20 protein-coding genes and 5 pseudogenes are annotated in these 18,560 nt (G+C 68.4%); 10 read left to right on the forward strand and 15 right to left on the reverse strand.

All coding sequences use genetic code 11. From position 1 onward, the window contains the following. Positions 1-321 precede the first annotated feature (321 nt). The 5 genes from M2163_RS45575 (at position 322) to M2163_RS45595 (ending at position 6,517) form a co-directional block, all read left to right on the forward strand. Positions 322-1,356 carry a LuxR C-terminal-related transcriptional regulator gene (locus M2163_RS45575; RefSeq protein ID WP_280897093.1) on the forward strand — a complete coding sequence of 345 codons (1,035 nt, stop codon included), beginning with the start codon at positions 322-324 and terminating at the stop codon, positions 1,354-1,356. Positions 1,357-1,628: 272 nt separating this feature from the next. Further along, a complete protein-coding gene (locus M2163_RS45580; protein ID WP_280897094.1) occupies positions 1,629-1,991 on the forward strand; it encodes a hypothetical protein in 363 nt (120 codons plus the stop codon). Positions 1,992-2,196: 205 nt separating this feature from the next. After that, positions 2,197-3,897 carry a glycosyltransferase gene (locus M2163_RS45585; protein WP_280897095.1) on the forward strand — a complete coding sequence of 567 codons (1,701 nt, stop codon included), beginning with the start codon at positions 2,197-2,199 and terminating at the stop codon, positions 3,895-3,897. A 435-nt stretch (positions 3,898-4,332) separates the two neighbouring features. Further along, complete coding sequence (locus M2163_RS45590) at positions 4,333-5,550, forward strand: FAD-dependent oxidoreductase (RefSeq protein WP_280897096.1); 1,218 nt, start codon at positions 4,333-4,335, stop codon at positions 5,548-5,550. A gap of 10 nt (positions 5,551-5,560) precedes the next feature. Beyond that, the gene (locus M2163_RS45595) at positions 5,561-6,517 is read left to right on the forward strand and encodes a sigma-70 family RNA polymerase sigma factor (protein WP_280897097.1); all 957 of its coding nucleotides are present in this window, start codon (positions 5,561-5,563) and stop codon (positions 6,515-6,517) included. A gap of 75 nt (positions 6,518-6,592) precedes the next feature. Here the strand turns inward: M2163_RS45595 and M2163_RS45600 are convergent. Beyond that, a pseudogene (locus M2163_RS45600) lies at positions 6,593-6,718 on the reverse strand (IS630 family transposase); the annotation flags it as partial. Between the two features lie 86 nt (positions 6,719-6,804). Here M2163_RS45600 and M2163_RS45605 point away from each other — a divergent pair. Further along, entirely contained in the window at positions 6,805-7,008 is a 204-nt protein-coding gene (locus M2163_RS45605; protein WP_280897098.1) for a hypothetical protein, read from the forward strand. A gap of 676 nt (positions 7,009-7,684) precedes the next feature. On the opposite strand, the pseudogene M2163_RS45610 reads toward M2163_RS45605, so the two are convergent. The 8 genes and pseudogenes from M2163_RS45610 to M2163_RS45645 all read right to left on the reverse strand — a co-directional run. Continuing rightward, positions 7,685-7,909, reverse strand: a pseudogene (locus M2163_RS45610) (IS630 family transposase); the annotation flags it as partial. Positions 7,910-8,014: 105 nt separating this feature from the next. Further along, positions 8,015-8,434: pseudogene (locus M2163_RS46695) on the reverse strand (winged helix-turn-helix domain-containing protein); the annotation flags it as partial. Positions 8,435-8,529: 95 nt separating this feature from the next. Continuing rightward, complete coding sequence (locus tag M2163_RS45620; protein WP_280897099.1) at positions 8,530-8,841, reverse strand: STAS domain-containing protein; 312 nt, start codon at positions 8,839-8,841, stop codon at positions 8,530-8,532. 66 nt (positions 8,842-8,907) lie between these two features. Further along, positions 8,908-9,183, reverse strand: coding sequence for a hypothetical protein (locus tag M2163_RS45625; RefSeq protein WP_280846945.1), 276 nt, complete (start codon positions 9,181-9,183; stop codon positions 8,908-8,910). A 10-nt stretch (positions 9,184-9,193) separates the two neighbouring features. Continuing rightward, a complete protein-coding gene (locus M2163_RS45630) occupies positions 9,194-9,778 on the reverse strand; it encodes a DUF5994 family protein (protein ID WP_280897101.1) in 585 nt (194 codons plus the stop codon). A gap of 147 nt (positions 9,779-9,925) precedes the next feature. Further along, positions 9,926-10,273, reverse strand: coding sequence for a hypothetical protein (locus tag M2163_RS45635; RefSeq protein WP_280897102.1), 348 nt, complete (start codon positions 10,271-10,273; stop codon positions 9,926-9,928). A 353-nt stretch (positions 10,274-10,626) separates the two neighbouring features. Beyond that, on the reverse strand, positions 10,627-11,178 hold the full coding sequence (locus tag M2163_RS45640; protein ID WP_280897103.1) for a DUF5994 family protein: 552 nt from the start codon (positions 11,176-11,178) through the stop codon (positions 10,627-10,629). Positions 11,179-11,334: 156 nt separating this feature from the next. Beyond that, positions 11,335-11,586, reverse strand: a complete 252-nt coding sequence (locus M2163_RS45645; protein ID WP_280846940.1) for a hypothetical protein — start codon at positions 11,584-11,586, stop codon at positions 11,335-11,337. Positions 11,587-11,741: 155 nt separating this feature from the next. On the opposite strand from M2163_RS45645, the gene M2163_RS45650 reads away from it, so the two are divergent. After that, the gene (locus M2163_RS45650; protein ID WP_280846939.1) at positions 11,742-12,227 is read left to right on the forward strand and encodes a DUF5994 family protein; all 486 of its coding nucleotides are present in this window, start codon (positions 11,742-11,744) and stop codon (positions 12,225-12,227) included. Positions 12,228-12,422: 195 nt separating this feature from the next. Here the strand turns inward: M2163_RS45650 and M2163_RS45655 are convergent, their stop codons facing one another. From M2163_RS45655 to M2163_RS45680, 6 genes and pseudogenes are all read right to left on the reverse strand, one after another. Next, positions 12,423-12,848, reverse strand: a complete 426-nt coding sequence (locus M2163_RS45655) for a DUF5994 family protein (RefSeq protein WP_280846938.1) — start codon at positions 12,846-12,848, stop codon at positions 12,423-12,425. Between the two features lie 42 nt (positions 12,849-12,890). Further along, positions 12,891-13,097, reverse strand: coding sequence for a hypothetical protein (locus tag M2163_RS45660; RefSeq protein ID WP_348541364.1), 207 nt, complete (start codon positions 13,095-13,097; stop codon positions 12,891-12,893). A gap of 629 nt (positions 13,098-13,726) precedes the next feature. Next, positions 13,727-14,911, reverse strand: a complete 1,185-nt coding sequence (locus tag M2163_RS45665) for a N(5)-(carboxyethyl)ornithine synthase (RefSeq protein WP_280846937.1) — start codon at positions 14,909-14,911, stop codon at positions 13,727-13,729. 136 nt (positions 14,912-15,047) lie between these two features. Then, positions 15,048-15,350: pseudogene (locus M2163_RS45670) on the reverse strand (IS110 family transposase); the annotation flags it as partial. Between the two features lie 94 nt (positions 15,351-15,444). Next, positions 15,445-15,570 (reverse strand): hypothetical protein, encoded by a 126-nt coding sequence (locus tag M2163_RS45675; protein WP_280897104.1) that lies wholly within the window; start codon positions 15,568-15,570, stop codon positions 15,445-15,447. 183 nt (positions 15,571-15,753) lie between these two features. Further along, a pseudogene (locus tag M2163_RS45680) lies at positions 15,754-15,957 on the reverse strand (DUF6233 domain-containing protein); the annotation flags it as partial. 117 nt (positions 15,958-16,074) lie between these two features. Here M2163_RS45680 and M2163_RS45685 point away from each other — a divergent pair. From M2163_RS45685 to M2163_RS45695, 3 genes are all read left to right on the forward strand, one after another. Continuing rightward, complete coding sequence (locus tag M2163_RS45685) at positions 16,075-16,488, forward strand: MerR family transcriptional regulator (RefSeq protein ID WP_280897105.1); 414 nt, start codon at positions 16,075-16,077, stop codon at positions 16,486-16,488. A gap of 211 nt (positions 16,489-16,699) precedes the next feature. After that, positions 16,700-17,575, forward strand: a complete 876-nt coding sequence (locus M2163_RS45690; RefSeq protein ID WP_280897106.1) for an alpha/beta hydrolase — start codon at positions 16,700-16,702, stop codon at positions 17,573-17,575. A 74-nt stretch (positions 17,576-17,649) separates the two neighbouring features. After that, positions 17,650-18,402 carry an SDR family oxidoreductase gene (locus M2163_RS45695; protein WP_348541363.1) on the forward strand — a complete coding sequence of 251 codons (753 nt, stop codon included), beginning with the start codon at positions 17,650-17,652 and terminating at the stop codon, positions 18,400-18,402. Positions 18,403-18,560 lie beyond the last annotated feature (158 nt).

The raw sequence follows: 18,560 nt of genomic DNA on the forward strand, positions 1-18,560 counted from the left end.
GAGAAAGGAGGGCCCGTCGGGTCGGAAAATGAATTCCCATGCCAAGGGGGCCCATCGCTCAAGAACTGCGAGGGCCTATTCAGTACGGCAATTGCTTTCCGTTGTTTACAGGCTGCCGGGAAGTGGGTGCAAACCCTGGGGCGGTCGCTGTGGTTGTCGGGCCGGACACGTCGTCGAAACAGAGGCCACCGCGCCAGTGACCTCTGATCATCCTGGCGTCGGCAGCCGGACCCGACAAGATCCATCGCTTGCGGGCGCGCGCAGTTGCGCACTTGCGTAGCATCGGCATGCATCTCGTTCCGATCTTCCGAGGAGTCGCTGATGGACGTGTCCTCCTCAGACGCGTTGTGGGCAGGCACCGGTCTTGGCTCACTCGCCCGGCAGGCACTGGAGTACCTGGTCAGCCATCCGGGCGCTGACGAGGACGCGGTTGCGGCAGGAACCGGCGTCTCAGCCACGGCGGCCCGGACCGCGTTACGGTCCCTGGAGGCCGAACTCCTGGCTGTGCGCATCGAGGGACAGCCCACACGCTGGAGCGCCGGCCCTCCCCGCTCCTCGCTGGGGGCCCTTCTGGCCCGTAAACGGCAGGAGTTGGCCAGAGCGGAGCTGTACGCGGAACAGCTCGACGAGGTCTATCGCATGGCCCCAGGACGGCAGATCGCCTCGGATCTCTTCGAGGTCGTCGAGAGCGATGAACAGGTCGGCGCCCGCTACGCCCACCTTCTGCGGAGCAGTCGGCAGGAGGTGCTGCATTTTGCGAGACCGCCGTATGTGACCCGGCGGATCACTCCCACCGACACGTCCACCGCTGCGGGCGCCATGGTCCGTCCGGGTGTGCGGCTGCGGTCTGTGTACGACAGCGACGGAATGGCCGACGACGGATGCCTGCAAACAGCTCTCGGGGGCGCCCCCACGGAAGGGGAGCTGCGGCTACTGCCCGGAATTCCCATGAAACTGGTCATCTTTGACCGCGTCGCGGCGATCATGCCGCTACGCAAAGACGATCCCGCCGCAGGCTCACTCGTCGTGCACTCCTCAACGCTGCTCGAAGTACTGACCGCCCTGTTCGAAAGCGTATGGGAGCGTGCGGTGCCCCTCTCGCTGGAAAACAGCCCCGCTTCGCATACCGCAAAACCCGAAAGACAAGAGGGCGCGCTGCACAGCCGGACGCGGGACATCCTTCGCCTCATGGCCGCCGGCATGAAGGACGACGCCATCGCACGCGCCTTGCGACTCAGCCGCCGGACCGTGCAGACCCATATCAGCGATCTGGGCAGACAACTGGGCGCACGGACCCGGTTCCAGATAGCCCTGCTGGCCCAGGAACGCGGCTTGCTGGGGGATGCAGAAGGGTGAGCGCGGCCGGCACGCCGACGCCGCTGTCGATCCGGGGTGGGCAACTGGTGTGCTGGGCGGGATGTGAGCTGTGGGGGTGGGTGTTGGCTGGGAACGGGGTCTGGTGGCGGTGAGTTGTCCTGACCTGGGGTCGTGTGGGTCGTAGCGGGAACGGCCGCGGCATTGTGGGGGGTTTCTGCGTCCAGTGCTCCAGCAGCGGTTCGCTGTCTGGCCTGTGACGAAGGCAGCCTTCCCAGGGGTGATCGACGACCTTGCCGACGCGACCTGGGACCGTGCACTCGACGACCTTCGCCTCGGGCGCCGTTTGGGAGCAGGCCGACCTGGGGCGGCGCATGCGTGACTACGCCTGGGCCCTGCTCGGCCCGCTCGGCCGCCAAACGGCTGGCAACTTGCCTAACGCGCGCAGGCCACCGCACCCGAAGAACCTGCCGGGCAAACGCGGCTCCGTCCTCCGCTCGACATCGTCCGAGGGCAGCCCGCCGCCCACCTGGGGCAGCATCGCCGGCCTGCGGGACGCCGAGATCGAGTCGGTCTACGTCGACACGCACGGCGCGATTGTGGCCACCGCTCTTGGTCATTCGCGACCGCGCCGAGCAGCCGCAGACCGCTGGGCTGTACTGCAGTCGGGTCAATAGAAGCGGCACCCGCCTCGTAGCTGCGGTATTCATTGATCACGACCCAATACGCGGCCCCAGCGCCGCCCTGCCGTACTGAACAGGAAGCACTCCCGGAGGCGGTTAACCGATTGCTGCGGATGAGACAGCCTTCTCGGAAGTCGGAACGGAACGTCCAACGCACAACGAGACGCATGGTCCGTTGTCTCGGTTTGGGGGAGCGTTCATGCTCAAGGTGAGCATCGTGGTGCCCGTCTACAACGCGGGCCGCTATATCGACAAGTGTGCGCCGTCGCTGCTACGTCAGACACTGGGGGAGGACGCGTACGAGATCGTCTATGTCGATGACGGCTCGACCGACGGCTCCGCGGAGCGATTGGAGGAGTTGGCTGCCGAGCACCCGCATGTGCGGGTGGTCCATCAGGAGAACTCCGGCTGGCCCGGCAAGCCCCGCAACGTCGGTGTCCGGGAGGCACGCGGGGAGTACGTCCAGTTCGTGGACCAGGACGACGAGCTGACCCCCCAGGCCCTCGAAGTCCTGTACCGCATGGCCGGCCGCAACCACTCCGACATCGTGCTGGGCAAGGTCATCGGCACCATGGCGGGCCCCAGCAACGTCTTCAAGCGCACCGTGGAGCGCTGCACGGTCGAGGACGCGCCGCTGATGGAGAGCCTGACCCCGCACAAGATGTTCCGCCGTGACTTCCTGCTCGACCACGACCTCAGGTTCCCCGAGGGCCCGGTACGGCTGGAGGACCAGCTCTTCATGGCCCGCGCCTATGTGCGGGCCAAGACGGTCTCCATCGTCGCCGACCACCCCTGCTACATCTGGAACCGCCGCGAGGACGGCGGCAACACCAGCAGCCGTAGCAGCACTCCGGAGGACTACTACGGCCACCTGCGCACGGTCGTGGACGCCATCAAGCAGGACACCCTGCCCGGCCCGCTCCAGGACCACCTGCTGCGCCGCTCCTACCGCGTGGAACTCCTGCGCCCGGTGGGCGAGCCCCGCGTCCTGCAGCGCACCGGCAAGGCCCTGGAACGCTACTTCGACGTGGTGCGCCGCATGGCGCTCGAGGCCTATCCGCCCGGTGTCCGCGACGGCCTGCCCGCCCTCACCCGGCTGCGGGCACACCTGCTGGAGGAGGGACACCTGGACTCCCTCGTCGAACTCGCCCGCCGCACCCGGCACATCAGGCCCGAACTGACCGTCGACGACATCCGCTGGCGCGACGGACAACTCCACATCACCACCACGTTCGGCATGCGCCGCCCAGACGGTGAGCCCCTCACCCTCGTCGAACGCTACGGCCGTATGCTCCTGGACCCCGACCTGCTGGCCGGCATCAAGGGCGCCGAGGGCTGGGAGGCCCCACACCCCCTGGGCCACGCCCACGGTGAACTCCTGGTCCACGACACGGCCCGGAACCTGTGGTGGTACCCCGACGCCGATCTGATCCCGCGGACACAGCCGCTCGGCGGGGGCCGCCACCGCGTCGTACTCACCGGCGAAACACCCATCGACCCCCTCACCCTGGCCGGTGGCCGGCCCATGGAACCCGGCACCCACATCGTGTGGGCGAGCGCCCAACTCCTCGGCGTGGGCCGCAGAGCACGCGTGACACGAGGCGACAACACAACGAGCGGTGCGGGCCCCGAAGTCGGTGTCAGCTTCGGCTCGGCCAGGGTCGGAACCCCGCCCCACCTGGTGATTCCGGTCTGGGACGGCCCGGACGGCCACCTCCGCCTCTCCATCCGCCCACCAGGCCGGGCCACACTTCCCCACCACCTCTACCTGCGCACCACATCTGCTCCGCCCGTGCGCCGGGCGGCCCGCACGGTCCTCCACCGCCTCCCTGGGGACGTACGCGGCCGGGCAAAGAAGCTGGCGCGCAAGGCGGATCCCTGGAGTGGCGGCCGGCCATAGCGGTCGCGGCTGCGCGGACGGCCAAGAGCTGTCCGCTACGACAACCTCACCCTGGCCGAGAAGAGTCAGCGCCTGACCGCACGTGTCCCCATGCAGAGCCGAAAGCGACACAGCGGCCGCCTGGCTAGGGCTGTCGTGGAGAGCGGGGAGTGAAGGAGAGAGGCTCCAGGGCCACAGTCGTACGGAACGCCGGTCTGGTGCTGGGGGGCGATCGGTGCCTGCTCGCCTACCCGTCACAGTGCGCTCGCTGACGTGCCATAGCCGGACGACTGCATGGGTGCACCGAGTTCTCCGAACTAACGATCTTTGGTCCGAGACTCCGACAGAGGATCGCTTCTCCCATCCTGTGATCCACGTCACATGTAGTTCCTGTCAGGAATCGGGAGGCTGTCCCGCTCAAGTCGCCGAGAGCAAGCCAACCGACAGGAGCGAGACATGAAGCACCGCATCGTCGTCCTCGGCGCCGGCTATGCAGGGTCCTACGTGGCCGGGACCCTGGGCCGCCGGTTGTCCCCGGCGGACACCGAGATCACCGTGGTCAACGCCGAGCCGGACTTCGTCCAGCGGCTGCGCCTGCACCAGCTCGCGGCCGGCCGGGAGATCGACGCTCCCCAGCTCGCCGACGTCTTCGCGGGCACGGGGGTCCGGCTGCGCCTGGCCCGTGTCACCGCTGTCGACCCCGAGCACCAGGTCGTCGCCGTGGCCGACGCCGACGGCGGGGGCGAGCTGGGCTACGACACGCTTGTCTACGCGCTCGGCAGCCACGGGGCCACTCATGGTGTCCCCGGTGCGGCCGAGCACGGGTTCGACGTCGCCAGCCGATCCTCGGCGTTGCGTCTGCGTGAGCGCCTGGACAGCCTGGACAGCCTGGGCAGGCAGGGCGAAAGCGGACGTGTGCTGGTTGTCGGCGACGGGTTGACCGGCATCGAGACCGTCACTGAGATCGCCGAAACGCGGCCCGGCCTGTCGGTGGCGTTGGTGGCCCGCGGCGAGCTGGGCGCTCCCCTCTCCGTCGGGGCCCGCAGCCACCTGCGTCAGGCTTGCGACCGGTTGGCCGTCACGGTCCTGGAGCACACCGAGGTCAAAGCCGTCGAGGCGGCGCGGGTGCTGTGTGCCGACGGCACCGCCCTGGCGTCCGACGCAACCGTGTGGACGGCCGGGTTCGCGGTCAGCCGCATCGCCGCCGCCGGCGGGCTGGAGGTCACCGAGAACGGTCGGATCGTCGTCGATCGCACCATGCGGTCCCTCTCGCACCCCAACGTCTATGCCGTCGGCGACAGCGCCTACGCCGTCGGAGACAACGGCCGCCCGCTGCCGATGTCCTGCGCTTCGGCCGGCTACACCGGCATGCAGGCCACTGCCGCGATCGTGGGACACCTGACCGGCCGCAAGATCCCGAACACCAAGCTGGAGTACCTGGGCAACCACATCAGCCTCGGGCGGCGGGACGGAATTTTGCAGATGGTCGACGACGAAGGGCAGGCAAAGCCGAAGTACGTGGGCGGCCGGAAGGCCGCGCGGATCAAGGCGGCCATCCTGAAGATGTCGTTGTGGACCACCTCGCACCCGACCTTCGGCCTGCCCAAGCGCAAGCACCGCCTGGCCGCTGCGCCGCATGCGTCCGCCGACAGGGCACCGCGCGTAGCCGCCTAGGGTGATCTGCGTGGACAACACCGCTCCTGACCGCTTCGACACCAGCCAGTTCGAGGCCAGCCGCAACAGGCTGGCCTCGCTGGCATACCGGTTGCTGGGCTCCGCCGTCGATGCTGAGGACGCCGTGCAAGACGCGTTCTTGCACTGGCAAGCCGCCGACCGGCAGCGGATCATCGTGCCGGAAGCATGGCTGACCAAGGTCGTCACCAACCTCTGCCTGGACCGGCTCCGCTCGGCGCAGGCACGCCGCGAACGCACCGCGGGTGCCTGGCTGCCCGACCCGCTCCTCGACGGCGACCCGATGCTCGGGCCGGCCGACACCTTCGAGCAGCGCGAATCGGTCTCCCTCGCCGTACTGGCGCTCATGGAACGCCTGTCACCCGCCGAGCGGGCCGTCTACGTCCTGCGCGAAGCGTTCTCCCACACTCACGCCGAGATCGCCGAGATCCTCGACCTCACCGAGTCCGCAAGTCAGCAACACCTCCACCGGGCCCGACGCCGTATCACCAGTGCACGCCGCCGCGGCGAAGAGGAAGTCGATCCGGCATCCGCCCGCAGAATCGTCGAGGAATTCCTCGCAGCAGCCTCCTCGGGCCATACCGAACGTCTGGTCGCGCTGCTCACCGACGACGCCACCGCGATCTCCGACGGCGCCGGCCTGACCGAGAAACTGCTGCGGTTCGACACCGCCCAGCGCATCGCCGCCGTCGCACGGGCCGGCTTCAAACCCACCCCCGCGAAACGGCGGCTCGCCGGCGGCACGCCCGCCGTCCACTACGCGCTCGTCAACGGCGCCCCGGCCATCCTCTTCGTGATCGGCGACCAGGTCATCGGCGCCGTGACGTTCGACATCACAGGCGGCAGGATTGCAACGGTGCGTGGCATCGCCGCCCCCGCCCGCCTCGTCCGCCTCACTGAAGACTGGAGGCAGCACGAACCGGACGCGCCGCTCATCACCCAGTGGTGACCTCCTCGCCGACCGGGGCCGGCGCAACGTCCGCGGTCACGGCCAAAAGCTCGTGGGGATCTTCAAGTATCGCCATCATGCCGCGTTGGTGAGTGGGCGTCCTCCCCAGCGGATGCCCTTCTCACTGCGGATGTGGGCGCGTTCGCGGCGTTGGACGGCCAGCACATCGGGGTGTCGGGCGTTGGCGTTGCGCCAGCGTAAGCAGCGGACCAACGCCTCCTGGGCCAACCCGATCGAGGCCCACTTCGGGACCCTGCGGCAGTTCACGCTCGCCAACTCCCGAGCGTGTGAACGTACAGGTGCTGCTGGTGATCGGCGACCAGGCGGAGATCGTCGCCGCTGCCCCGCCCGAGGAGCGCGCCGAACCGGAGCGCTACGCAGCCGAGGAGATTGCGTCGGCCGTCGGCCTCGATGCCGTACAGCTGCCCGGCAAGCAGCTGGTTGCCGCGGTCGGCGGCGACGGCCGGTTGTCCGGCTGGCAGCTGGCCTGACCAGCGAGCGTACGGCCCTGGTCTTTCGTGGGCTGGGGCCGTTTGTCCGGCACGAGACCCCGCGGCTGCCCGAGAGTTGACCAGACATTGGCCCGGCTGGACGTGCAGTTCAGCAGGCGTCGTACTTCCAGTCGCCGCCCTCACGCGTCCACGGCTGCGCCTGCTGGTCGAACCTCGGCAGCCCCTGCACCCTGTAGGAGACGCGGCCCATGTCCCCGGAGACGGTCGCGCGCACGTCCGTTGCCGGGTGGTCGGGCCCGTAGTCCTTCGCGGCCTGCTCCACCGTCGCCTCGAATACGGCCGGGTCTGCCTTGGCCTTGCAGCGCTTTGACAGGAAAACGTAGGCGGGCTCGCCCTCACCTGCAAAGTACAGAGACGTGTACGTGTCCACGACGCGTGCCAGGTTCTCCTCGTCGTTTGCCAGCGCGGGAGTGTTGGTCGGGGTGGTGGTCGGCTCCTCGACGGTGGCGGAGGTGCTCGGGGCTGGTTCGGCGCTGTCGTCGCCCAGGGAGCAGGCGGTGAGCGCGAGGAGCGCGGCGGCGGTGGCCGCGAGCGTGACAGTGGTGCGCATGGTTCCCCCATGGTGGTGTGGCTGAGGGGGCATCGTGCCATGGGCGAGTCGGCCTCGCTCGCGAGAGCAGGCTCGGGGCATCTTTGACGCTCGGTCAGAACACGATGTCGTCAAGGTGAGGCCTGTTTCGGCGAGACATCCGTCGATGAGGTTGCTGCGGTACTGGATCTGGCGAAGACCGTGCCGAAGTTTCTTGATGAGGTGGTCGGAGTCGGTGAATGCGGTGTTGACCTGGCTGCTGCGCCGCAGCAACGACCAGATGCCCTCGAGGGGTTTGAGGTCCGGTGCGTAGGCCGGCAAGAAGTAACAGCCGATCCAGTCGTGGGTGTCAGCCAGGCGCGTCAAGCGCCGCCACGGACCTTCCACCTGCGACCAGGTTTCCTTCCCCCAGCCTGCCACGGCCTCCTCGTCGCGCTTGACTGCCCGGCGGGCCGGGAGCTGATGGCTGAAGCCGTGCCGGTGCAACATCCGCGGGATCGCCGACAGCGTCATGCTCTTGTGGAACCGGCGCCCGATCAGTGTCCTGATCCGCGCCAGAGTCCAGGTCTGGTCCGGCCGGCCGTGTGCGGCCGGTCCCTTGGCGAGCTCCTGCTCGCTTGGGCTGTGACACAGGCCCGGCAGACCGCAGCCCCTCGGTGCCGACGTCGTGTCAGGCCCGGCGCCGGCGCTGCACCGAGCGCACACTCGTAAGTCCTTGGCGCCCTCGGCGTTGGACGCACCGGCAGAGAATCGCTCCGCGGCCTCCAGCCGGATCCGCTCGCGAAACGCCTGCCGTTCAGCGTCAGCCCACCACCCTGCGGATGTCTCACACACCTCGCATACCGCGACGATCACACGTGGTCCCCCCAACGACATCGCGCCGTAAAGGTCAGTAGCGGCAGGCACCGGGTGCCGGACTATCCGCCGCGTCAAAGCGGCTTCTGCGCAACTGGCCCGGCCAGGCCGGTTCGTCAGAGGAGCACTCGATCGCAGCCGGTGTCCATGAGGAGTCGTGCGGTCTGCGGGGACGGGTAGTGCAGTCGCAGGAAGGTGTGAGTCTCGGCGGCGTGCCGCGACGCGTCTAGGAAGACCCGCAGGCCGCTGGTGTCGCACAGGCCGACGGTGGTCAGGTCGACGTCGATGGTGGTGATGCCGTCATCCAGGCACCGCTCCAGGGCGGTCCGCACCTGGGGCGCGGTGACCGCGTCGATCTTGCCGGCCAGGGTGATCAGTGCTCGCGCGCCCCGGTCGTGCCGGTAGATGTTCAGCTGTGGAAGGGTCATGATGCCTCGGTTCATGGGCCCGGGCCGCCACTCGCAGATTCGGGGCCTGGTGGGGAAACCGGCTGGTCACCTGTGGTGAGTGGTAGGGCTGCGTCGGCGGCGCGGCGGGAAGCGGCCACGGCCCCCGTCGCGGTGGTCGCGTCGCTCGCGGGAGGTCGGCGACTCGGACCGGCCGGGTTCCACCGGGGGTGGCGGCGTGCCGCGTCCGCGCCGGTCGGGCAGGGCGGCGCTGTAGCGGTGCACGGCGATCCTGTCGGCATGCTCGATGTTGAGCCGGTGGATCACGTATGCCGCCGCTGCGACGAGGACGATGAAGGCAGCGGCCGTCAGGAAGGTGTTCACGGCGGCCGCCTCACTTACCGACGATCGCGCGACTGGGGGGACTGGGCTGATGAGGGACGGCCGCGGACGTCGAGGCGCCGCCCTCGTACTCCCACGCCTCGTTCGGGTCCAGCGGCTCGTCGGTCGCCGCGAGGCCGTGCCGGGCCTCTTCCGCGATGATGAGCGCGCTCGCGGTCGCGGGCGGGCCGTCGTAGTCGGACGCCGCAGCCATCAGCCGGGCCGCAGACACCTCTCCGGCTTCTGGCGGGATGATCAGCAGGTCCCAGCGGCCGGTGCCGTAGGAGAGCAGCAGCAGCTTGTGCGGGTCGATTTCCGGGGTGAACCAGCCGACCTTGACGACGTGGCCGTCCACGGGAACCTGGCCCGGGATGACCGGCCAGTACTCGGGGTTGACGGCGATGCGCGTGATGCGGCCCCACAAGGGGTCCAGCACCGCGGTCAGCGCGGGTAGTTCACTCAGCAGGTCTCGGGAGCGCGGCCACCAGGCACCGTCGAGGAGGCCGCGTGGGGCGCCGTCCGTCTTCAGGGCGAGACGTGCTGTTGGGGTTGCGACGGGTTCGGGGTGCGGCAGGGTTGGGTGCAAGGTCGCCGACATGATGAGGACCCGTCTCCGGGCCGCCTCTGCGGCGGCCCGGGTTTCATCTCTCGCCGAGAACGACCCGGCGTGGAAGCCGGTGTGCGAAATGCCCTCGGTGCTGTCAACCGTACTCCGTGCCTGGCCGCGCCGCGGTGTAGTGGCCGCTTAGATGTGGAGCAGTCTCTGGGTGACCTCCCGGTACTGCCTCAGTGCGTGCCGAAGTTCTTCGGACTGTGCGTCGGGGTCCTGGTCCTGCCAGCCAGCGCGCAGGAGACGCCGGCGTTCCGCGAGGGCGTTCACGAGTTGGGCGGTGGCTTCGTCGTAGGCGCTCTCGGCCTCTTCCAGCGCCTCGAGCGGGGTGTCGGCGAAGGTGTTGAGGGCGTGCCGGAGGCGGTGGGCGATCTTGTGCTGCTCGTCCGACGGGAGCAGCGGCTCCGGGCTCGGGCTGCGGCGTCCGGCCGGACCCGGAGTCTGGCCGGCGGACTGCTGGGCGCGTGTCTGGTCGTACATCATCGGGGGCTGCTTCCGTTCCGCCTGAAGGCGTCCTTGATTTTCTCCGCGGCCTGTTTCAGGCTTCCGGAGACGTGGTCGTTCCTGCCTCGGCGTTGCAGTCGCCTGTTGCGGGTGACCCGGCCGAGCTCATGCGTGATCCTGCCCTTCATCGTCTGCGCCTGGTTCCCGATGCTCCGTGCAACGGTCATGTCCGGCCTTCGCTGTTGTCCGGTGGGTGGATTCTCGTGGGGAACCGGGCGAGACGGAATGCTTCGCCGTGTGTTCCGGAGTTGCATGGCCCGGCACCGTGCAGCCTCTCCGCCTCCGGCGACGGTTCGTGTCAACGCGGTGGCCAGGCGATCCAGTCCGCCTCGTCATGGCTGCGGCGGTGGCGCGGATGGCTGCGCCACCGCCGCCGGCCGGTCGGGCCATCCGGTGCCGGCGTCGGCCGATGTGGAGGGGGCGTCGACCAGTTCCGCCGTCATGAGAGCGGTCGCGGTCGGCTGCGGGGCGGTGCTCGCACTCGCGGCGGCCATCAGGCGGGCGGCCGACGGGGCGCTGACCTCCGGGGGTATCACCAGGAGATCCCAGCGGCCCGACGTTCCGGACAGCAGCAGGATCTTGTGCGGGTCCAGCTGTGTGGTGAACCAACCGACCTTGACTACATGGCCGTTGACGAAGATCCGTTGCGGGATGATCGGCCAGTAGCGGGGATTGACGGCGATACGGGTGATCCGCCCCCACAGCGGGTCCAGTACGTCGGCCAGCGCAGGGAGTTCGTGGCTCAGGTCACGGGAGTGGGGCCACCAGGCGCCGTCCAGCTCGACCTGTCCCGGGCAGGGGCTCATGGGTCTGAGGGCGAGGCGTGCGGTCGGGGCCCTGAAGGGCACGGCGCGCGGCGAGGGATGGTCGGTGATCGCGGACATCGTGCGAACCCGTCTCCGGGCCCCTGCGCGTGAGCAGTTGCCCGGTGCCGTTGCTCACCAGGAACGACACCGGTATCGGGGCCGGTGCGCGAAGTGCTCCCGATGGGTTCACGCTACTCCCCGAAGAGGCCGAATGGACCGCTCCCGGAGATCCCCTCACTCCCGGCGGCCGTCCTTGCCCGAGGAGCGGCTGGTCTCCAGCCAGGACCGCGCCGGTTCTGCCGCGCTGGTGGTGTCTACAGTGAGCTCGAGGCGGGTCCCTCCCTCGGCATCCGCGGGATAGCTGCGCTGTTCCGTGGCGGCGAAGCAGCGGCGCAGAACCTCCGCGACCCGGCGGGCGATCTCGGGGGAGGCGGCGACGATACGTACGTCGGCGTGTCCGTCGGGGGGAGTTTCCTCGGGCTGCATGACGACCTCGTTGTTCCCGCAGGGGCATGGATCCGTGGACCGGATCTTTCACCTTACTCCGACCCGCGTGACCAGCGAGCTTTCCGATGCTGCGGGCCGCGGAGTACCGTGGAGGAAGTAAGTCAGGTCGTCTTCCTCGCAGACAGGCGAGTGTCATGTCCGACTCCGGTTCCCCGCGTGTGACCAGGCTCCTGCCGGACGCCGTTCACCAGGCGGTGAAGCCGGGGACGGCTGTCGTACGGCTACAGACCACGCATGACCGGCGGGGCGTTCTCGACGGGGCGTGGTGGCCGTGCTCCCGTGACATCGCAGCCGAACTTCCTGCCCTGATCTCCGCACTGACCGAGTACCTCGGGCCCCTCACGCGCGTCGGCCTGGACGCCGGAGCCTGGGACGCGCTGCCGACGCGACTGCTAGTCGACGACCGCATCATCCACATCGACTCCTTCCCGGTCGGCGACGACACCGTCCTCGTCACCAGGGGCGAACAGGACTACTTCTCGCTCCTCGTCATCCCGCCGCACGCGACGCCCGAAGCGGCACGCACCGCGATGGCTGATGCCGTCCGCGCCGACAACATCACGCGAGCCGAACAGATCCTCATCGACACCGGTACCGACCGGCTGGCGCCGAAGACTTGAGGCCGGTCAGCCAAAGGCGGCCGCCGTGCCAGTCCCCGGCGCTGAGCCCGGGACGAACGTGTTCTTGAAGGCGCCGGAGATGACCTGTGCCGCGAACGGGGCCGTACAGCATCGGCCTGTCTGTCCGCGCTGGGCAGCGCGGTCCGCACCGGATCGCCCGCCCTACGCGCTTGACCCCCGGCCGCACCCACAAGATCAACATCGGGGTTTCTTCACAGGTTCTCGCGCCGGACCGTCCGCCCCGGCCGCCATGAGCGGTTCCGCGGCCTCCTCGGTCGTATTCGGTGGCACGACCGTCAGGTCCCAGCGGCCCTGGCCGGGCGCGAGAAGGACGATGGTGTGCGCGGCGGAGACGGTGAGGGTCCTGTGCAGCCTTATGACCTGGTTGGAGACGAGCATCCGGCCGGGCACCGCGGACCAGGTCGCCCCGTTGACCGTGACGCTGGTGATATGGCCCCACGCGGGCGGCAACCCGGCGAGCAGTCGGGGTAGTTCGGCGAGCAGGTCGTACGAACGGGGCCACCACGCTCCATCGATGGCGCGGGGCATGCCGCCCTGAGGTGCCAGGCGCAGGCGCAGGAGGGGATGGGAGGGAAGCGGGGGTTGTAGCGCGGTGGTCATGAGAGTTCCTGCCAACTGCCGTACATGGACGAATGGTTGATGTCAGGCGCGGAGGGCGGGGACGCGGGCCGCACTCGGCCGATGGACGTTGTGCACCCAGCCGGGGCGTTCGAGGAGGCGGACGACGGCGGCCGATGGGTCGAGCCCACCGCGGTCGAGCCCCCGGTGAACGCTGGTGGGGTCGGCGTGGTGGCGGTTGTGCCCGCTCTCGCCGAACCAGAGCAGGGCGGGGGCGAGGAGGCACAGCACCGGGAAAGGGGACGTCCCTTTCGTAGCCCTGGGGCGGCGGGATGGTTCCACGACGGTGTGACCGTCGTGGACGTGATCGGACTGAGCGGCATACGTGACTCCTCGGCCTGGATGCGGATGGCGCGGCCGGGCTCACGGGCTGCCCTGTGAGGACGGGGGGCGTGGTGCGGAAGGAGGTGGGCCGGTAGACCCGAACACGAGGCGGCGGCCCGGGGTGAGTCAGTCCCGACCCCGGCATACGGAAAGTCCTCGTCTTTTCCACCATACTCCCGCCCGTGTCACACCCGCGTGTGTTCGCAAGCGGCATCGCGTTGACGCGGGCCGACGCCGGGCGTTGACCGGATGCACGGCAGAGGACCATGCCGCTCCGCGCATTCGGCACGACGCGCAGGAAAGCGCATTTGATGATGTACGAGCAGACGCGCGCCTACAGTCAGCGGACCAGCCCTGCGGCCTCACAGGATGCCGCCCCGGATCTGGGACCGCCGTTCCCGTCGGACGAGCGGGACAAGATCACCGATTCTCGGAGCTCTACGGACGAGCCGGATTCGCACTTTCCCGCGAGGCGCCCGCCACGCGGCGGCTCGGGACAGCGGTCGGAAGCCGGCTGCGCACCGGACGCCCTGCCGCTAGGGCCGCGACGCCGCCCGGGTCTGGGTCTCCTCGTGGGCGTGCGGGTACTTCGCGGTGCGGTGCTGGAAAGCGAGCACCTTGGGGTTCTGGACGACGCCACGGCGGATCTCGATGGCGTGCCGGATCGTGTCGTCGGTGTCCCAGCCGTCGGGGCCCTGGAGCACGACGTCCAGATAGGGCAGAAGGGCCTCGCTGTTCTCCCAGGTCGCGGAGTTCCACAGGTAGGAGGGGCTGTGGTCCACCGCGTAGTGATTGATGTGGTCGCCGACGGTGAACATCGGGTCGTTGAAGGTGGTGGGCCGGGCCCAGTCGAAGCCCATGCCCTCGTCGCAGGAGACGTCGATGATCAGGGTGCCCGGGGCCAGCTTGGTCAGGTCCTCGTCTATCAGGAACATCAGCGGCGCGGTGGGGTCCTGCAGCACGCAGTTGACGATGATGTCGTGCCCGGCCAGGAACTCGGCCAGCGGCAGCGGGCCGTCCTCGGTGAGGGCGATGCTGCGTCGCGGGTCGAGGGTGTCGTCGGCCTTGTCGTGGTCGAAGTGGACGATCCGCGCGGAGTGGATGGGGGAGCTGACGGCGGTGACGCCACGCGCGGTGAGCACGTCGACGTCGTGCACGCCCAGGGCGCTGAGCGCGGTCACCGCGCCGCGGGCGGTCGCGCCGAAGCCGATGACTACGGCACGCTGCCGCCTCCCGTAGTCGCCTGTCACGCCCATCAGCTGCATGGCGTGCAGGACCGAGGAGTACCCGGCCAGCTCGTTGTTCTTGTGGAAGACGTGCAAGTTGAAGGCACCGTTGCGACTCCAGTGGTTCATCGCTTCGAAGGCGATCAGAGTCAGCCGCCGGTCGATGGCGGTCTGGGTGAGCCTTACGTCCTGGACACAGTGCGGCCAGCCCCACAGGACCTGACCCTCGCGTAGCTCCGCCAGGTCCTCGTGGAGCGGTTTGGCCAGCAGGATGACATCGCAGTCGGCGATGAGTTCCTCGCGCGTGCGGAAGCCCGCGATGAGCGGGGCGAGTCGGCTGTCCGGGACGCCGAAATGCTCTCCGTAGTTTTCCTGGAGGTAGATGCGCTTGCGGAGACCGGCGTCGATGCGGTCGAAATGAGCGGGGTGAACGGGCAGACGATGCTCGTTTTCCTTGCGGGTCTGCGACATGATTCCGAGCGTGAGCTGCTGCAAAATTCCCCTTTTGTTTGCTCTCTGTCTAGCACACCGGGGCAAGCCGGCAGCCGTTCGCGACGGGCGGGGCCAGGGGGGAAGCCCGGTCCGGGCGACATACGCTTGGCCCCGTGCGCTTCCGGGTGGCGGCATGCAGCTCAACTCCAAGAAGCGGCCCCATGTCCGGCACGGACTCGATGATTGCCGCTCGCTCATCGGTGCGGAACAAGGCGGAGATCTCGCGATCGTTTCCCTTGATCCGCTCGTCCAACTCCGTGATGCGGCAAGCCAGTTCCCGGACCAGTCGGGCCGCGAGCACCTCACCTGGCAGCACGGTGTGCTGGGCGTCGGCGGCCTCCACGACGCGTCCGGCGAAGCTGGCCGCCTCGCGGATGGACCGGCGGGCGAGCCAGTCCGTCAGCCGTTTCACGCCGATGCGACGGATGGCGGCCGGCGTCTCCTCACCTCGGTGCTGGCGTCCGCCCTTCACAGGGCCTCCGAGACCTGCCTCGTGAGTCCTTGATCGATCTCATGCGCGGCCACGACGCGGGCGGTCAGATGCGCGCGCTGGTGTGCCGCACGCCCGGTCCCCACTTCTCCTGTACGGGTGCCATGCACCGCTGGCAGAGCGGGCTGCCGCCGCTGCGGTAGTTGTGGATCTTGCGCTGGCGGCGGCGCACGGGCCGACCTTGTCGCCGGGGCAGATCAGCGCTGACGGGTCCGGTTCGGTGATCGGCGGTGGCATGGTCATGGTGGTTCCTGTTCCAGACGGCGCGTACGAGCCGCCCAGGTCTCAGAGTAACGAGGCTCTTGGTGCGAATGTTCGAACCATGCCTGGCTAACTCGGTGATGTGGAGCTGGGTGTCGGGCTGGCAGTGGGTGCAGGCGCGCAGTCCGTCGGTAAGGAGGTGGCGGGCTTCGTCGCGGCTGACGGGGCGGTGGCGTGAGCCGATCATGTGGCAGGGGCTGGCTTGGGCCCAGGGCGTTTCGTGTCGGCCCCGCGCAGCTGAGGCGGGGGATGCATGCGTGCCATGAGCGATCAGTAGCCGGTCACCGCGCTGCCGCAGTCGTTCCCGGCAGCATCTCCGGCGTCAGGCATGTGCACCGGGCGCACACTCTAAACTTTCCAGCATGGTTGAGACTTCAGAGTGTCTGTCGGCTGTTCGCGGTGGGGAGGTGCCCGGGTGAAGATCGGCGAGTTGGCGGCTGCCGCGGACGTGTCGCCGTCGCGGATCCGGTTCTATGAGACGGCTGGTTTGCTGGCCCCGGATGAGCGCACCGGTGCGGGTTACCGGATGTACGGCGAGGCGGCTGTGAAAGCGCTGCAGATCATCAAGCAGGCCCAGCTGGCGGGTTTCACGCTCGCTGAGATCAAGGCCTTGCTGCCGGCTGAGGGGCTCGGCGGGTGGAATCGGGATGCCGTGCTTCCGGCGCTGCGGCGCAAGCTTGTGGCGATAGAGGAAATGCAGAGGCAGTTGTCGCAGTCCGAACGCAAGGTGCGGGCGGTGATCGACGACATCGAGGCGAAGCCTGCCGATGTCACCTGTGAGGAGAATGCCGACCTGATCATGGCCCACCTGAACTCGCTCCTGGCCTGAACGGGATTCAGGCCGGTTTCCCGACCGAAGGGGCGCCTCGCCCGCGCGGCCTGCGTGGCGCCTTGAGCAGGTCCGGGACCACTCACAGGTGGTGTGTGACGTTCCTCCACTCCGTGGTCCAGAACGCTTGACCTTCAACCAAGGTTGAAAGTCTAGGCTCGCTGGCACAAGGGCACCTGCCAGCTCGGTGTCTTTCTGCAAAGGACCCCGTATGAGCGTGTTACTCGATGTCACTCACCACACTGCGGCGCTGAACGGCATCACCCAGCACTGGGTCAGTGCGGGCGACGGGCCGCCGGTGTACCTGCTGCACGGCTTCCCGGAGACCTGGTACGCCTGGCGCAAACAGATTCCGGTCCTGGCCGAGCAGTTCACAGTCATCGCACCCGACCTGCGCGGCTATGGCGCGACCGAAAAGCCGGCGAGCGGCTACGACAAGCGGACGATGGCCAACGATTTGGCTGCGCTCATGGACCACCACGGCCATGCGCGTGCCACCGTCGTCGGGCATGACCGGGGCGCGCGGGTCGGCACCCGGTTCGCCAAGGACTACCCCGCCCGCATCGACCGTTTCGTCACGATCGACAACGTCCCGACCCGAGTGCTGATGGAGAAGGTCAGCCCTCCGTTGGCTCAGCTGGGCTGGTTCTTGACCTTCTTGAACGTACCGGACCTCCCGGAGGCCCTGATCGCCGGCCGTGAGGAGGAGTGGCTCACCCACTTTTACCGTTCGTGGTCGTACGACCCTGAAATGCTCACCCATGAAGAGATCGACGTCTACGTCCGGGCCTACAAGCAACCTGGAGCCGTTCGGGGAGCTGCCATGGACTACCGAGCCTCGGGTGAGGATGTGGCTCAGGACCTCGTCGATGCCGACCAGCTGATCACCTGCCCGGTCCTCGCTCTTTGGGGTCAGGACTTCGAGCAGAACGGCCGGTTCTTCGACGTTCTGGAGGTCTGGAAGGGCATGGCGCACGACGTGCGCGGCTTCGGTATTCCGCAGTGCGGCCACCTCTGCATGGAGGAACAGCCCGACATCGTCAACAACGCGTTGCTGGCCTTCCTCGCCGGCGGCTCGGAATCGTGAGATACGGGCGCGAGGCCGTCCATGAGGAAGCCAGTGGCTTCCTCCGGTCCCTCGGGCCTGGGAACAGGGATGCAGTGTTGAAGCGTTCGAGAATCTTGATCACCGGGGCAAGTGCCGGGCTGGGCAAAGGCCTGGCCCGGGAGTTCGCCGCTCGCGGTGCAACGTTGGCGCTGTGTGCACGCAGGTTGGACCGGCTTGAGGAGGTGCGGTCGGAGCTGCTGGCCGAGCATCCTGGTCTCCGGGTGCATCTGAGGGCGCTGGACGTTACCGACCACGAGCGTGTGTTCGATGTCTTCGAAGAGTTCGCCGCTGAGCTCGGCGGCTTGGACCGGGTGGTGGTCAACGCCGGTATTGGCAACGGTCGCCCCCTCGGTACTGGTGAGTTCGCCACCAACCGCACGATCGTGGAGACGAACCTGGTCGCCGGACTGGCCCAGATCGAGGCGGCGATGACCATCTTCCGGCGCCAGAGGGCCGGCCACCTGGTGGTGATGTCGTCGGTGAGCGCATTCAGGGCCGTTAGTGCCTCGATGACGGCCTATGCCGCCAGTAAGGCAGGAGTAGCGACGCTGGCCGAAGGCCTGCGTGCCGAGCTGCACGGCTCCGACATCGCTGTGAGCACCATATTTCCCGGCTACATCCGCACCGAACTGAACGAGCACAACACGAGTGCTCCGTTCATGGTCGACGCCGCTTCCGGATGCCGGGCACTTGCCCACGCCATCGAGAAGGAGCCCGACAAAGCTGTCGTGCCGGCATGGCCATGGACCCCGATTGGCGCTGCCATGCGAAACCTGCCGCTGAGCTGGGTCCGCCGACTCGGTTGAGCAGGCCGACCGTGGGGTCGCTGTCCTCACCCCGGCTCACCACGCCGCGTCAGCCCCCCGCCACAGCGGACTACGTCCCAGCCCCCAGGGAGAGTTCGAACCGGCCGGAGCCCTCTCGCCGCTTCCGATCACCGTGCTCCGGGAGCCGGATCTCTGTG

It is taken from the genome of Streptomyces sp. SAI-135, from assembly GCF_029893805.1.
In the GTDB taxonomy this organism is placed as follows: Bacteria; Actinomycetota; Actinomycetes; order Streptomycetales; family Streptomycetaceae; genus Streptomyces.